This window comes from Amycolatopsis dendrobii, assembly GCF_014145675.1.
GTDB lineage: Bacteria > Actinomycetota > Actinomycetes > Mycobacteriales > Pseudonocardiaceae > Amycolatopsis > Amycolatopsis dendrobii.
Genome location: NZ_JACGZW010000007.1, coordinates 397,968 through 411,074 on the forward strand (window position 1 = coordinate 397,968; position 13,107 = coordinate 411,074).

Annotated in this window: 16 protein-coding genes; 10 read left to right on the top strand and 6 right to left on the bottom strand. The window is 68.2% G+C overall.

Annotation, left to right across the window (positions count from 1 at the left end; genetic code table 11):
* The first annotated feature begins 155 nt into the window (after nucleotides 1–155).
* Genes H4281_RS22615 through H4281_RS22625 form a run of 3 tightly spaced genes read left to right on the top strand, consistent with a single transcriptional unit; the run spans nucleotide 156 to nucleotide 2,190 of the window.
* Entirely contained in the window at nucleotides 156–623 is a 468-nt protein-coding gene (locus tag H4281_RS22615; RefSeq protein ID WP_037808993.1) for an FxsA family protein, read from the top strand.
* A 12-nt stretch (nucleotides 624–635) separates the two neighbouring features.
* A complete protein-coding gene (locus H4281_RS22620; RefSeq protein ID WP_101436811.1) occupies nucleotides 636–1,064 on the top strand; it encodes a very short patch repair endonuclease in 429 nt (142 codons plus the stop codon).
* A 10-nt stretch (nucleotides 1,065–1,074) separates the two neighbouring features.
* Nucleotides 1,075–2,190: a DNA cytosine methyltransferase gene (locus H4281_RS22625; protein ID WP_182892919.1), complete on the top strand. Its 1,116-nt coding sequence runs from the start codon at nucleotides 1,075–1,077 to the stop codon at nucleotides 2,188–2,190.
* Here H4281_RS22625 and H4281_RS22630 read toward each other — a convergent pair.
* Together H4281_RS22630 and H4281_RS22635 are read right to left on the bottom strand one after the other, a co-directional pair.
* On the bottom strand, nucleotides 2,187–2,765 hold the full coding sequence (locus H4281_RS22630) for an SCP2 sterol-binding domain-containing protein (protein ID WP_182892920.1): 579 nt from the start codon (nucleotides 2,763–2,765) through the stop codon (nucleotides 2,187–2,189). The genes H4281_RS22625 and H4281_RS22630 overlap by 4 nt on opposite strands.
* 30 nt (nucleotides 2,766–2,795) lie before the next feature.
* Nucleotides 2,796–3,440 carry an SCP2 sterol-binding domain-containing protein gene (locus H4281_RS22635; protein ID WP_182892921.1) on the bottom strand — a complete coding sequence of 215 codons (645 nt, stop codon included), beginning with the start codon at nucleotides 3,438–3,440 and terminating at the stop codon, nucleotides 2,796–2,798.
* Nucleotides 3,441–3,561: 121 nt separating this feature from the next.
* Here H4281_RS22635 and H4281_RS22640 point away from each other — a divergent pair, with 121 nt between their 5' ends.
* Nucleotides 3,562–4,221: a TetR/AcrR family transcriptional regulator gene (locus H4281_RS22640; RefSeq protein ID WP_037808998.1), complete on the top strand. Its 660-nt coding sequence runs from the start codon at nucleotides 3,562–3,564 to the stop codon at nucleotides 4,219–4,221.
* On the opposite strand, the gene H4281_RS22645 is transcribed toward H4281_RS22640, so the two are convergent.
* Nucleotides 4,210–5,049 (bottom strand): MaoC/PaaZ C-terminal domain-containing protein, encoded by an 840-nt coding sequence (locus tag H4281_RS22645; RefSeq protein ID WP_182892922.1) that lies wholly within the window; start codon nucleotides 5,047–5,049, stop codon nucleotides 4,210–4,212. The two genes, H4281_RS22640 and H4281_RS22645, sit on opposite strands and share 12 nt — an antisense overlap.
* Nucleotides 5,050–5,052: 3 nt before the next feature.
* The gene (locus tag H4281_RS22650) at nucleotides 5,053–6,387 is read right to left on the bottom strand and encodes a 3-oxoacyl-ACP reductase (protein WP_182892923.1); all 1,335 of its coding nucleotides are present in this window, start codon (nucleotides 6,385–6,387) and stop codon (nucleotides 5,053–5,055) included.
* Between the two features lie 95 nt (nucleotides 6,388–6,482).
* Between H4281_RS22650 and H4281_RS22655 the strand changes: the two genes are divergently transcribed.
* Complete coding sequence (locus H4281_RS22655) at nucleotides 6,483–7,772, top strand: acetyl-CoA C-acetyltransferase (protein WP_043831675.1); 1,290 nt, start codon at nucleotides 6,483–6,485, stop codon at nucleotides 7,770–7,772.
* 49 nt (nucleotides 7,773–7,821) lie between these two features.
* Here the strand turns inward: H4281_RS22655 and H4281_RS22660 are convergent, their stop codons facing one another.
* Nucleotides 7,822–8,328 carry a DoxX family protein gene (locus H4281_RS22660; RefSeq protein WP_182892924.1) on the bottom strand — a complete coding sequence of 169 codons (507 nt, stop codon included), beginning with the start codon at nucleotides 8,326–8,328 and terminating at the stop codon, nucleotides 7,822–7,824.
* A gap of 185 nt (nucleotides 8,329–8,513) precedes the next feature.
* Between H4281_RS22660 and H4281_RS22665 the strand changes: the two genes are divergently transcribed.
* From H4281_RS22665 to H4281_RS22685, 5 genes are all read left to right on the top strand, one after another.
* Nucleotides 8,514–9,272 (top strand): MerR family transcriptional regulator, encoded by a 759-nt coding sequence (locus H4281_RS22665; RefSeq protein WP_182892925.1) that lies wholly within the window; start codon nucleotides 8,514–8,516, stop codon nucleotides 9,270–9,272.
* A gap of 130 nt (nucleotides 9,273–9,402) precedes the next feature.
* Nucleotides 9,403–10,593 carry an ATP-binding protein gene (locus tag H4281_RS22670; RefSeq protein ID WP_182892926.1) on the top strand — a complete coding sequence of 397 codons (1,191 nt, stop codon included), beginning with the start codon at nucleotides 9,403–9,405 and terminating at the stop codon, nucleotides 10,591–10,593.
* A 256-nt stretch (nucleotides 10,594–10,849) separates the two neighbouring features.
* Nucleotides 10,850–10,999, top strand: a complete 150-nt coding sequence (locus H4281_RS22675) for a hypothetical protein (RefSeq protein WP_162836041.1) — start codon at nucleotides 10,850–10,852, stop codon at nucleotides 10,997–10,999.
* Between the two features lie 222 nt (nucleotides 11,000–11,221).
* Nucleotides 11,222–12,190 carry a bifunctional helix-turn-helix transcriptional regulator/GNAT family N-acetyltransferase gene (locus H4281_RS22680; RefSeq protein WP_182892927.1) on the top strand — a complete coding sequence of 323 codons (969 nt, stop codon included), beginning with the start codon at nucleotides 11,222–11,224 and terminating at the stop codon, nucleotides 12,188–12,190.
* On the top strand, nucleotides 12,191–12,478 hold the full coding sequence (locus tag H4281_RS22685) for a hypothetical protein (protein ID WP_182892928.1): 288 nt from the start codon (nucleotides 12,191–12,193) through the stop codon (nucleotides 12,476–12,478).
* Here H4281_RS22685 and H4281_RS22690 read toward each other — a convergent pair.
* A complete protein-coding gene (locus tag H4281_RS22690) occupies nucleotides 12,466–13,041 on the bottom strand; it encodes a peroxidase-related enzyme (RefSeq protein WP_182892929.1) in 576 nt (191 codons plus the stop codon). The genes H4281_RS22685 and H4281_RS22690 overlap by 13 nt on opposite strands.
* Nucleotides 13,042–13,107: the final 66 nt, after the last annotated feature.

The window sequence follows — 13,107 nt, forward strand, 5'->3', positions numbered from 1 at the left end:
GCTGGCGACAGTCCTGCGCGCAAGGCACGAGCCAGCCTGCCAGCTGGGCAGCTGCTGCAACCCGGCTCTTCACACTGCTCAAGGCTTTCCTACCCCTCTGACCTGGGACGATGTGATCCCGGGAGCAAAACCCTGCACTCGTTCGTTCACTGAGTATGGCTGTCGTGTTCCTGCTCTACGTCATCGCTGAAGTCGCCGCCATCTGGGCGGTCGGCTCGGTCGTCGGTGTGCTCGGCACGATCGGCCTGCTGATCGCGGGCGCGTTCGTGGGCTCGTGGCTGGCGCGTCGCGAGGGCGGCAAGGCGATGCGCGCGTTCATGGCGACCGCGCAGTCCGGCCGCAATCCGGAGAAAGAGCTGACCGACGGCATGCTCGTCGCGCTCGGCGGCGTGCTGATCATGGTCCCCGGTTTCGTCAGCGACGTGCTGGGCCTGCTCTTCCTGCTGCCGCCGACCCGCTCGATCGCCCGGCGGTTCTGGCTGCGCCGCGCGGAGAAGCGCGCCATCCGGTACGCCAACCAGCGCCGCGGTCCGGTGATGGTGGTGGACAGCGAGGTCGTCGCGGAGGAACCGCGGCAGGCGAAGAACCACCCGGTGATCGAAGGCCGGATCGTCGAAGGCTGAGCCTTTGCCACAATGACTCCCGTGGAGCGGCTGGAAACGACTTCCGCGGTAAGCGCCCGCATGAGCAAACAGAAGTCCCGCAACACCGGGATCGAAATGGCGCTGCGCAAGATCCTGCACGCCGCCGGGTACCGCTACCGAGTGCACCGACGTCCGGTGAAGGGCGTCCGCCGCGAGGCTGACCTGGTCTTCGGCCCCGCCCGGGTAGCGGTTTTCGTGGACGGCTGCTTCTGGCACGGCTGCCCGGAACACGGCACCTGGCCGAAGAACAATGCCGATTATTGGCGGACCAAGATCGAAACCAACCGCCGCCGGGACGCGAATACCGACGCGCTGCTGCTCGAAGCGGGCTGGCTGTCGGTGCGAATCTGGGAACACGAAGCGACCGATGTCGCCGCGTCGCGGGTGATCGAGACCGTGAAGGAACGCCGGCCCCATTAATGTTGGCCCCATGCCTGAACCGGGTCAGCCCACCGCCGCGGAGTTCTTCGCCGGCATCGGTCTCGTGCGCCTAGGCCTCGAACCGGCCGGCTTCGACGTCGCGTGGTCCAACGACATCGAACCGGCGAAGCAGGCGATGTACGAGGCACACTTCAACGACCGTGGCGCGCGCGAGTACGTGCTAGGCGATGTCGCCGCCCTCCGCGGCACCGATCTGCCCGCCGGCCTCAGCCTGGCCTGGGCTTCCTTCCCCTGCACAGACCTTTCGCTGGCCGGCTGGCGCCGCGGCCTGGCGGGCTCGCACTCGTCGACGTTCTGGGAATTCACCCGCATCCTCGACGAACTCGGCCCAGACCGCCCGCCCGTCGTAGCGCTGGAAAACGTCGTAGGCCTAGCGACCAGCCACGGCGGCGACGACCTCCGCGCGGCGATCCGCGAACTCAACCGCCTCGGCTACTCAGCCGACGTCCTCACCCTGGACGCCCGGCGGTTCGTCCCGCAGTCCCGGCCGCGGTTGTTCATCGTCGGAGCGCAAAATCCTCCCTCGGACTCGCCTGCTCCGTCGCCGCTCCGCCCCCCTTGGCTCGCGCTCGACCCTTCCTTGCGGACACATCGCGCCGCCCTACCCGCGCCACCACCGCTGCTGGTCACCGGGCTGTCCGCCGCCGTCGAACGCCTCTCCGCCGATGACGAACGCTGGTGGAACCCGCCCCGCACTTCGGGGTTCATCGGGTCGCTGTCGCCGCTCCAGTTGGAACGGCTTACGCAGCTCCAGGCGGGGAAGAAGCTGGTGTACCGGACGGCGTACCGGCGCACGCGGAACGGGAAACCAGTGTGGGAAGTCCGACCGGACGACATCTCCGGCTGCCTGCGAACCGCGCGCGGCGGGTCGTCCAAACAGGCCGTGGTGCAAGCAGGCCGCGGCTCAGTGCGGGTCCGCTGGATGACGCCCCGCGAGTACGCCCGGCTGATGGGCGCGGGGAAGTACGCACTGGATGGACTACGGAACAACCAGGCGCTGTTCGGCTTCGGGGACGCGGTGTGCGTGCCGGTGGTGCGGTGGCTGTCGGAGAATTACCTGATGCCGTTGGCTCGTGGGGAAATGAGTCTTGAAGCCGCTGGCTAGTCCGCCCCAGTCGGCTTAGGAATGTCGAAGTACCCCGACAACCGCACCGCCGGCGCGTACTCGCCCTTGACCTTCACCTTCCCCGTCACAAACATCGCCGCCACCGCCGCGTTCCCGGTAGCCATCCGGATGAAGTCCTCCACCGCCACCGTGATCGTCGTGTCCGGAGTGCGGGCCAAGTCCGTGCTCGACACGCACAACCCGTCCTCGATCACCGTTTGGTAGCGGTCGAAATCGTCTCCTGCGGGGAAGCGCCAGGAGACCACGATGTCCACGTGCCGGGCCCGTTCTGGGCGGAAGTGTTCCGACATCCGGCGGAAGATCTCGTCCAGGAAGACCGCGCGCAGTTCGTCGTGGTCGGCGATGCCTTTAAGCTGTTCCCGGGTCGCCGCGGCCACGACATCGACCAGGGACTGCGTGGTCAGCGAGGCGATATCGATGCCGGCTCCGGCCGTGCCGAGCATGTGCAGCGTCTCCAGGACCTGCACGAACTGTTCCGGGGTCAGTTTGCCCACCTCGAGAGTGCGGGCGAAACCGTTCACCGCGTGCTCACCTGGTGAGTGCGCGGCACGCATGCGCGAGCGCCAGCGGGACACCGGAGCGGCTCAGGCCGGTCGGGGGAGGTCGAAGTGGCCGACCAACCCGGCTGCGAAGGCCAGGTCGCCCTTGACCTTCAGTTTTCCGGTGACGAACAGGACCGCGGGCGTTGCCTGGTGGGTGATGATGCGGAAGAAGTCCACGGGCGAAAGCGTAATCGTCACGCGAGGTTTCTCGCGCATTTCGCGGGACACCGTGCAGGTTCCGTCGGAAAGCACCGTCTCGTAGCGGTCGTAGCCGCCCTCGCCGGTGCCGCCGGACAGCCGCCAGCGCACCACCGCGCGCAATGACTTCGCCCGGATGTGCGCTCCCATGCGCGCGAAGATCTCGTCCAGCACCCGCTCGCGCAGCGGACGTTCGGCGACCACGGCTTCCAGCTGGGCCCGCGACGCGCGTGCGACGAGCGTGGCGAACTTCGTCGGGTCGACCTTGTCCAGCGAGAACGCCGGCACCTGCTCCGAAAGCCGCATCAGCGCCTTCAGCAGCCGGTTCATGTCGGAGCGGCCCAGTTCGCGAGGGTCGATGGCGTCCGCGACCGCGTTGACGTCGAGCGCGCTCGCGTCGACGGCTTCGGTGCGGTCCAGCGCGTCCAGCAGCGCGACCCCGCGCAGGCCGGCCAGGTCAGAGCTGGTCGCCTCCGGGTTGTCGGCCATCTTCCACCCCTTCCGGAACTTTCCGCCGTAAGGCTACCGGTGAGTAGGTAGTGCGGCAAGCAACGCCGCCGACCTGGGGACGGGTACCGTCCGTGCCAGCGAGAGGGAGGAAACAACCACCGTGTCCGACGAAGATCAGCGCCCACCCGAGCGAGCGAGACGGCTCCCGAGGGCGGTCCGTGAACGCCAGATCCTGGACGCCGCGGTGCAGGTGTTCTCCCAGCACGGCTACCACTCGGCGTCGATGGACGAGATCTCCGAGGTCGCGGGCGTCTCCAAGCCGATGATCTACACCTACCTCGGCTCGAAGGAAGACCTCTTCGGCAAGAGCATCCAGCGCGAGGCGACCCGCCTGCTGGAAGCCATCCAGGCCGGCGTGCAGCCCGATCTGCCGCCGGACATGCAGCTGTGGCACGGCCTGCGGTCCTTTTACCGCTTCGTCGCCGAATACCGCGAGTCCTGGACCGTGCTGCACCGCCAGGCGTTGACGGTCGGCGGCGGGTTCGCGGCGGAGATCACCGCGATGCGCACGCGCGCGATCGAACTGGTCGCGGCGCTCGTGGTCGCCGCGGGCACCCGCAAGGGCCTCGGCGAGCAGACGGAGTTCTCCGGGCCTGGATTGGCCGCGGCGCTGGTCGGCGCGGCGGAATCGCTGGCCGACTGGGCGCTGGACCACCCGGAGATCTCCGACGGCGTGCTCGCGTCCTGGCTGATGAACCTGGTCTGGCTCGGGTTCAACGACCTGGTCGAGGGCCAGGTCTGGAAGCCCTCAGAGGGCTGAGATCACCCCGTCCAGGTGCGGTTTCGGCTTCCGGGCGTGCCACAGCTCGAAGGCCCACCCGTCGTCGGTCTGCCAGGTCGTGAAAGCCGCGCGGCCGGGCAGCAGCACCGGCTGCTTGAACCGCACCGCCACGCGGTACGCGTCCGGCAGCCGGCCTTCGAAGGACGCCAGTGCGTGCGCCTTCGTCCACATGCCGTGCGCGATCGCCTTCGGGAAGCCGAACAAGCGCGCGGTCAACGGGTGCAGGTGGATCGGGTTGCGGTCGCCGGAGACCTCGGCGTAGCGGCGGCCGATGTCGCCGGGGACGTGCCACAGCGCGGACGGTTTCGGGGGCGTCAGCTGGGTGCGCGGCCCCCCGGAACCCGAGCCCGAGCCGGTGCGGCGGAGGTAAGTCGACACCTCGCTCCACACGGTGTCCGCGCCGGAGTGGACCTCGCTCACCATGTCGAACTGGCTGCCTTTTTCGTGCGGGCGCAGGTTTTCCGCGCGCACGCTCACCCGGAACGTCTCGCCCAGCAGCAACGGGCGGTGCTGGGTGATCTGGTTCTCGACGTGCACCAGACCCAGCAGCGGGAACGGGAAACCCGGTTCGGTCATCAACGCCATCTGCAGCCCGAAGACCAGCATGTGCGGATACGTCGCCGGAAGCTCGTCCGAGAAGCGGAATCCGCAGACTTCGTTGTAGGCCGCGACATGTGCCGGGTCGATGACGACCTCGGGGCGCACCAGCTCCGTCGTCGGGAGGGTCGAGCCGCCGCCGCGGCGCAGCAGGGCTTTCGGGTACAGCGTCGCCAGGCTCGGCGCGCTCGTCACTTCACGAACGGCCATCCCTCACGCCCCCAGCAGCGCCTGGCCGCACACGCGGACCAGGTTCCCGTTGACCGCCGCCGACGCCGGGTTGGCATACCAGGCAATGGTTTCCGCGACATCCACCGGCAGTCCGCCCTGTCCGAGACTCGACAGCCGACGCCCGGCCTCGCGGATGAACAGCGGTACCGCGGCGGTCATCTTGGTCTCGATGAACCCGGGCGCGACCGCGTTGATCGTGCCGCCGTACTCCGCGAGCTGCGGCGCGCCGACGTTCACCATCCCGATCACGCCCGCCTTCGACGTCGCGTAGTTCGTCTGGCCGACGTTGCCCGCGATGCCCGCGATCGACGAAACCCCGATGACCCGGCCGTTTTCGCGCAGGATCTTGTCGCCGAGAAGCTTGTCGTTCACCGCGAGCTGCGCGGCGAGGTTCACCGCGATCACCGAATCCCAGCCGCCCTCGGTCATGTTGCCGAGCGTCTTGTCGCGAGTGATGCCGGCGTTGTGCACCACGACATCCACGCCGCCGTGGCGCGAAGTCAGGTACTCGGCGAGCTTGGCGGGCGCGTCCGCGGCCGTGATGTCCAGTTGCAGCGCCGAACCGCCGATCCGGTTGGCCACGGTGGACAGATCGCCGCCCTGTGCGGGGATGTCCAGCGCGACCACGTGCGCGCCGTCGCGGGCGAGGGTTTCGGCGATCGCCTCGCCGATGCCGCGTGACGCACCGGTCACCAGCGCGACCTTGCCGTCCAGCGGCTTTTCCCAGTTCTCCGGCGTGGGCGCGGTCTTGGCGTGCGTGCCGACGCGGACGACCTGGCCGTCCACGAACGCCGACTTCGCCGACAGCAGGAACCGCAGCGTCGACTCGGCCGCGTCCTCCGCCCCTTCGGCGACGTACACCAGCTGCGCCGTCGCGCCGCGCTTGAGTTCCTTGCCGACCGAGCGGACGAACCCTTCCAGCGCGCGCTGCGCGATCCGCTCGCGGCCCTCGGCCAGCTCCGGCGGCGTGCCGAGCACGACCACCCGGCCGGATGAACCGACCTTGCGGATCACCGGGTGGAAGAACCGGTAGACCTCACGCAGCTGTCCAGGGTCCTTCACGCCGGTGGCGTCGAAGACCAGCGCGGCGTGCCGGTCGGCGGGCGCGCTGATCACCTCGATGCCCGCCTCGGTGAGCTGCGCCCGGACGGTCTTCTCCAGCCGTCCGCCCGGCGCGGCCCCGAGAAGTGCGGGACCCTCGAGTGCGGGCTGGCCGGGACGGTACCGGCGCAACGTCGCGGGGTTGGGCAGGCCGAGCTTCGGCACCACGAATTTCCCCAGCGGGGTCTTCGTGAACTGCTGGTACCTGTCCGCCATCACGTGCCTCCCGTGCAGTCTGCGTCACGTCGCAGTCTAACCTACTCGCTAGTAGGTTACAGTGTGAAAGGCACGACTCCAGAGAGGTGGACGGCATGGCGACCAGGAAAACCCCGGCGGTGCGCAAGGTCGCGATCGTCGGCGGGAACCGGATCCCCTTCGCGCGGTCGAACGGCCCGTACTCCCGGGCCTCGAACCAGGACATGTTCACCGCCGCGCTGGACGGTCTGGTCAGCCGGTTTTCGCTGCAGGGCGAGGTGATCGGCGAGGTCGCCGCCGGTGCGGTGCTCAAGCACTCCAAGGACTTCAACCTCGCCCGCGAGAGCGTGCTGGGCAGCAAGCTCTCGCCCGCGACGCCGGCCTCGGACGTCCAGATGGCGTGCGGCACCGGATTGCAGGCAGTCATCAACGTCGCCCACAAGATCGCGCTCGGGGAAATCGATTCGGCGATCGCAGGCGGCGTCGACACGACGAGTGATGCTCCGCTGGCCGTGAACGCCAACCTGCGCCAGATCCTCGTGCAGCTCAACGCGGCGAAGACGCTCGCCGACCGGCTCAAGCTGGTCGCGAAGATCCGCCCGGGCCACATCGTGCCGGAGATCCCGCGCAACGCCGAACCGCGCACCGGGCTCTCGATGGGGGAGCACGCCGCGCTCACCGCGCAGGTCTGGGACATCACCCGCGAGGCGCAGGACGAACTGGCCGCGACCAGCCACCGCAATCTCGCCGCCGCCTACGACCGCGGCTTCTTCGACGACCTGGTCACGCCGTACCTCAAGCTCGCCCGCGACCAGAACCTCCGCCCGGACTCCTCGGTCGAAAAGCTCGCCAAGCTCAAACCGGTCTACGGCGGCCCGGACGGGACCATGACCGCGGGCAACTCGACCCCGCTGACCGACGGCGCGTCGACCGTCCTGCTCGCGACCGAGCAGTGGGCGAAGGCGCACAAGCTGCCGGTGCTGGCGTACCTGACGTTCAGCCAGACCGCCGCCGTCGACTATGTCCACGGTGACGAAGGCCTGCTGATGGCACCCGCGTACGCGGTGCCGCGGATGCTCGAACGTGCCGGATTGACGTTGCAGGACTTCGACTTCTACGAGATCCACGAGGCGTTCGCGTCGCAGGTGCTCGCCACGCTCAAGGCGTGGGAGGACCCGGCGTTCGCCAAGGAGAAGCTCGGCCTCGACGCGCCGCTCGGCTCGATCGACCGCACCAAGCTGAACGTGAACGGGTCCTCGCTGGCGGCTGGACACCCGTTCGCCGCGACCGGCGGCCGGATCGTCGCGACGCTCGCGAAACTGCTGAACGAGAAGGGTTCCGGGCGCGGCCTGATCTCCATTTGCGCGGCGGGCGGCCAGGGCGTCACCGCGATTCTGGAGAAGTAAGCGCACGAGAAAAGGCCGCCCGGGCAGCCGGGCGGCCTTTTCTTATGCGTCAGTCGGTGATCGACTTTTCGGCGCGCTTGGCCAGTTTGTCGGCGCGTTTGCCCGCCTTCTTCGCCGCGCGCCGGGCCCGCCAGCCCAGCGACGGCTTGCCCGCCGTGTCACCCGCGGCCAGCAACAGCCCGCCTGCCAGCGACGCGTTCTTGAAGAACTGGATCTGCTGGGCCTGCTTCTCGCCCGGATCGCTCAGTTGCCAGAACCGGTGCGCCGACAGCGTCGTCGGCACCAGCGAGCCGAGCAGCGCCACCGCCGCCAGCCGCGGAGCCTTGCCGCTCGCCAGCGCGAGTCCGGCCCCGATCTTGACCGCCGCGTCGATCCGCACCAGCGTGGCCGGATCGCGCGGGACCTGGTCCGGAACCAGGCCCTCGACCTTGTCGAAGGTCTCGGTGAGGAACGGTTCCGCCGCCTTCGCGTGGCCCTGGGTGTCACGCAGGGCACCGATGCCGCCCAACACGAAGATCGACGCGAGCAGTGGACGTGCCACCCGGCGCAGTATCACGGTCTCGCCTCTCTGGTCTGGAATCCCTGTAGAAGAACCTACAACCGGGATTGCCCGCCACGCTCCTCGCCGAACCGAGCTAGCGATACCTAGCCAAATATTGCTCTCATTCTAGATTTCCCTAGACAGTTCTAGCGGTCCTCGGGCTTGACCTTGACGCTACGTCAACCTCTACCGTCGAAGCCGTGGTCAGGACGGAATGGTCGATCCAGGACATCGCCCGATCCGCGGGCACGACGAGCCGGACCCTGCGGCATTACGACGCCGTCGGGCTCCTGCCGCCGACGCGGATCGGCAGCAACGGCTACCGCTACTACGACGAGGACTCGCTCGTCCGGTTGCAGCGGATCCTGCTGCTGCGCGAACTGGGACTTGGGCTGCCCGCGATCGCCGAGGTGCTCGACGGCCAACGCGACGGCGTCGCTGCCCTCGAAACGCACCTGGCGCTGCTGGAGCGAGAGCGGCAGCGGATCGGGCGGCAGATCGAGTCCGTGCGGACCACGCTCCAGAAACTGAAGGGAGGTGAACAACTCATGGCAGAGGAAATGTTCGACGGGTTCGACCACACCCAGTTCGAGGAAGAGGTCACCCAGCGCTGGGGCGCTGACGCCTATCGCAAGGGCGACCAGTGGTGGCGGTCGCTGTCCGAGGACGAGAAGAAGGCCCACCAGCAGGAGCAGGTCGACATCGGCTTCGCGTTCGGAGCCGCTCGCGACGCTGGTCACGACGCCGGTTCGACCGAAACACAGGCGGTCACCGCGCGGCTGCACGAGTGGTTGAAGGCCACCGGGATGGAGATCTCGAAGTGCTACTTCGCCGGTCTCGGGCAGATGTATGTCGACGACCCGCGGTACGGCTCGTACGACGAGAAGCACGGCCCCGGCACGGCCGAGTACATCCGCGACGCGATGAAGATCTACGCGGAGCGGAACCTGACGGACTAACGCTCCGTCAGAAGGTGCGCTGGGGGTAAGGATGGACGGGGCTGCAGACCCGCCATCCTTCTAACAACACGCGCTAGGTATCTATGGCCAAATATCGGGCTGTCCCTAGATACCTCGATACGGTGACAGAGTGGACCCCATCCGCAACCCCTTCGCGCCCGGCGCCGGGCAGCGGCCGCCCGAGCTGGCAGGCCGGGAAAGGGAGCTGAAGGCGTTCGAGGTCGTCCTTGAACGCGTCGCTCGCGGACGGCCGGAGCGCAGTCTCGTGCTGACCGGCCTGCGCGGGGTCGGCAAGACGGTGCTGCTGGGGGAGCTTCGGTCGATGGCCGTCCGGCACCGGTGGGGCGCGGGCAAGATCGAAGCGCGGCCGGACGCGGAACTGCGGCGTCCGTTGTCGGCAGCCTTGCACCGGGCGATCCGCGATCTCGCCGTGCGGCATCGCGCACCGGACCGGGTCGAGGAAGTGCTCGGGGTGCTCAAAGCGTTCGCGCTCAAAGCGAACAAGCCGGACGCGAAGCTGCGCGACCGCTGGCAGCCCGGTATCGACGTGCCCGCCGCGCAGGGCCGGGCGGATTCCGGCGACATCGAAATCGATCTGGTCGAGCTGTTCACCGACGTCGCCGAGCTGGCCGCGGACGTCGGCACCGGCGTCGCGCTGCTGATCGACGAGATCCAGGATTTGCAGCCGGACGACGTCTCGGCCCTGTGCGCGGCTTGCCACGAGCTGTCGCAGTCCGGCGCGCCGCTGGTCGTCGTCGGGGCGGGGCTGCCGCATGTGCCCGCGGTGCTGTCGGCCTCGAAGTCGTACTCCGAACGGCTCTTCCGTTATTCGCGCATCGACCGGCTCAGCCGCGAGGACGCCGACTACGCGGTGCTGGCTCCGATCGAGCGCGAGGACGCCGGGATCGAACCGGAGGCGCTCGACGCGCTGTTCGACGCGTCCGGCGGTTATCCGTATTTCATCCAGGCCTACGGCAAGGCCGCTTGGGACGCCGCGCCCGCCGACCCGATCACGGTCAAGGACGTGCAGGTCGCCGCGCCCGAGGCGGAGTCCGAGCTGGCGGTCGGGTTCTTCGGATCGCGCTACGAACGCGCGACGCCCGCCGAACGCGAGTACCTGCTCGCGATGGCCGAGCTGACCCAAGGCCGGGACGAGGCCGCGGGCACCGCCGATGTGGCCGTCTACCTGGGACGCAAGCCGTCGTCGCTGTCGCCGGCACGCGACAGTCTCATGAAGAAAGGCCTGGTCTACTCCGCTGAACGCGGGCAGATCGCCTTCACCGTGCCGCATTTCGGGCACTACCTGCTCGGCCGCGACTGAGCGGATCTTCCCTTCGCTACCGCTCTATGCGGCTGCCTAGGTCTTTCTAGTGATTCTGCTAGATATCCGTAGAGGGCGTTAGCGCGTTAGCGGCTTGTGACCGCCAACACGCGATCTGTCCGGTGATCTTCAGGAGACTGCCGATGATTCTTCGGCAAGTGCCCCATGTCACCGTAGATTCGTTGGCTTCCTTGTGAAAAAAGGTGCATACTAGAGACACAGCCACCGAAGACCTCCGAAGGGGATGCAGAAGACAATGAGCAACATCGCCGCCAAGCTCCGTGCCCGTCGCGCCGAGGCTCGCACTCGCCGGGCACTGAACCGGGCGATCGACACCGCGGCCACCTCCACGGTCCGCCAGGAGCTCATCGCCCTCGCCCAGGCGCGTCAGCCGTTCATGCGCTGACCTGCACAAACAACCTGTTGGTGGGTCACTCACGCGAGTGATCTAGACCACAGCGAACGCTGGGTGTAACGCCGCGGAGAGCCGCGTCGATACCCACTACGACCCCGTGATGCTGGCGGACCCCCGACCTGGCAGCATCACGGGGTTTCCATATGTCTGGACCAATTCCGCCACCGGTCCACCACCGGGGGAATTCCCTTGCCCCGAGCGGGCGACAGGGCGATGCTTGACTCAGTCAACGATCGAGTCAAGGTGGTCCCCGTGCCGGATTCCGTCCTCACCGAACGCGTTGCCACGGTTCGCGCTTTCAACCGGCTCTACACCGGCGTGATCGGCGTCCTCGACGAGGGACCGGCCGACGCCGAATACTCGCTGAGCGAAGCGCGGGTGCTGTTCGAACTCGCCCAACAGGACCAGCTGCAAGTCAGTGATCTGCGCAAACGGCTGTCCCTCGACGGCGGCTACGCGAGCAGGCTGCTCGGCAGGCTGGAAGCCCGCGGTCTCGTCACCCGCGAACGCTGCGCGGACGACGCGCGCCGCCAGCTCGTCACGCTCACCGAGGACGGGCGCGCCGCCTTCGCCGATCTCGACCACCGTTCGGCCAGCCAGATCGGCAGCCTCCTCGACCAGTTCGCGGACGCCGACCAGCGCCGCCTGCTCGGCGCGATGGGGACCATCACCGCGCTAGTCGGCGAATCGGCACCGGAACCGACAGTCACCCTGCGCGCCCCACGTCCGGGCGACCTCGGCTGGGTGGTGCACCGGCACGGCGCGTTGTACGCCGACGAGTACGGGCTCGACGAACGCTTCGAAGCCCTCGTCGCGCGCGTGATCGCCGATTTCGCCGAACACCGCGACGACCCGCGCCAAGCCGGCTGGATCGCCGAACTCGACGGCGAGCGAGTGGGCAGTATTTTCTGCACCCCCGGCGACGAAGACGGCACCGCGAAGCTGCGGCTGCTTCTGCTGGAACCGGCCGCGCGCGGACACGGCGTCGGCAAGCGCCTGGTGCGCGAATGCGTCGAATTCGCCAGCGCACAGGGGTATCGGTCGATGGAGCTGTGGACGCTGTCGCTGCTCGCCGCCGCGCGCGGGATCTATCGCAGCGCGGGTTTCGAGCTCGTCGGCGAGGAAGAAACGGACGCGTTCGGCCCCCTCGTGACCGGCGAAACCTGGCGGCGGGAGTTATAGATGTTCGTCTTGTACTGCGCCGTGTGCGATCGCCGCACGCTGCTGGGCGTCGACGAGGTCGACTGGGTCGAAAACCTGACGCGCGGCGTGATCTCGGTGTCCGGCCACTGCCCGCTGGGCCACGACGCAGTGATCTTGACCGGAGACGCGTTCACCCCGCACGCGGACCCGAGGTATTTCGGGCCCGCGCCGCGAGTGTGGACGAAACCAGTGCACCGCCTGCGCGGCTGGCTGCGCACCCGGTTCGAGATGAGCCGAGACCTGCCCGGCCCGTTCTATCGTTTCTGACGCCCCATCAAGTAAAACTCGGGATTCGGCTTGAGCGCGGTCAGATGCGCGAGCCGGTTGGACATCGCGAACAACGCGGTGATCGCGCCGACGTCCCAGATCTCGTCCTCGGTCAGCCCCGCCTCGCGCGCCAGCGCCAGGTCGCCCTCGCCGAACAACGCGGAATCGCGGGACAACGCCAGCGCGAGATCCACGATCGCCCGGCCGCGCTCGTCGAGTTCGACCTGCCACGGATTCGTCGCGACCTGGTCGGACAGCTCCGGGTCCTTGGCGCGGATCCGCAGGATCGCCCCGTGCGCGACGATGCAGTAGGTGCAATGGTTCGCACCGGAGGTGGCTACGACGACGAGCTCGCGTTCGGCTTTGGTGAGTCCGCCGTCGCGTTCCATGAGCGCGTCGTGATAGTCGAGAAACGCCCGCAGTTCGGCGGGGCGGTGGCCTAGGGCGCGGAAGATGTTCGGCGTGAAGCCGGATTTCTCCGCGATGGCACCGATGCGCTCGCGGAGATCGTCGGGAAGGTCTTCGAGTTCCGTCACGGGGAACCGGCTCACGGGGTTGGTCATGCCGCCCACGCTAACCCGCGCGGTTCGCGCACGGGAGGGGGCGCGGTTGCCCGCACCGAATGACCC

What these genes read in the sequence shown, in the direction of transcription:
- H4281_RS22615 (WP_037808993.1), top strand. Translation starts at nt 156, where the DNA reads ATGGCTGTCGTGTTCCTGCTCTACGTCATCGCTGAAGTCGCCGCCATC.
- H4281_RS22620 (WP_101436811.1), top strand. Translation starts at nt 636, where the DNA reads ATGACTCCCGTGGAGCGGCTGGAAACGACTTCCGCGGTAAGCGCCCGC.
- H4281_RS22625 (WP_182892919.1), top strand. Translation starts at nt 1,075, where the DNA reads ATGCCTGAACCGGGTCAGCCCACCGCCGCGGAGTTCTTCGCCGGCATC.
- H4281_RS22630 (WP_182892920.1), bottom strand. Translation starts at nt 2,765, where the DNA reads ATGCGTGCCGCGCACTCACCAGGTGAGCACGCGGTGAACGGTTTCGCC.
- H4281_RS22635 (WP_182892921.1), bottom strand. Translation starts at nt 3,440, where the DNA reads ATGGCCGACAACCCGGAGGCGACCAGCTCTGACCTGGCCGGCCTGCGC.
- H4281_RS22645 (WP_182892922.1), bottom strand. Translation starts at nt 5,049, where the DNA reads ATGGCCGTTCGTGAAGTGACGAGCGCGCCGAGCCTGGCGACGCTGTAC.
- H4281_RS22650 (WP_182892923.1), bottom strand. Translation starts at nt 6,387, where the DNA reads ATGGCGGACAGGTACCAGCAGTTCACGAAGACCCCGCTGGGGAAATTC.
- H4281_RS22655 (WP_043831675.1), top strand. Translation starts at nt 6,483, where the DNA reads ATGGCGACCAGGAAAACCCCGGCGGTGCGCAAGGTCGCGATCGTCGGC.
- H4281_RS22675 (WP_162836041.1), top strand. Translation starts at nt 10,850, where the DNA reads ATGAGCAACATCGCCGCCAAGCTCCGTGCCCGTCGCGCCGAGGCTCGC.
- H4281_RS22680 (WP_182892927.1), top strand. Translation starts at nt 11,222, where the DNA reads ATGCTTGACTCAGTCAACGATCGAGTCAAGGTGGTCCCCGTGCCGGAT.
- H4281_RS22685 (WP_182892928.1), top strand. Translation starts at nt 12,191, where the DNA reads ATGTTCGTCTTGTACTGCGCCGTGTGCGATCGCCGCACGCTGCTGGGC.
- H4281_RS22690 (WP_182892929.1), bottom strand. Translation starts at nt 13,041, where the DNA reads ATGACCAACCCCGTGAGCCGGTTCCCCGTGACGGAACTCGAAGACCTT.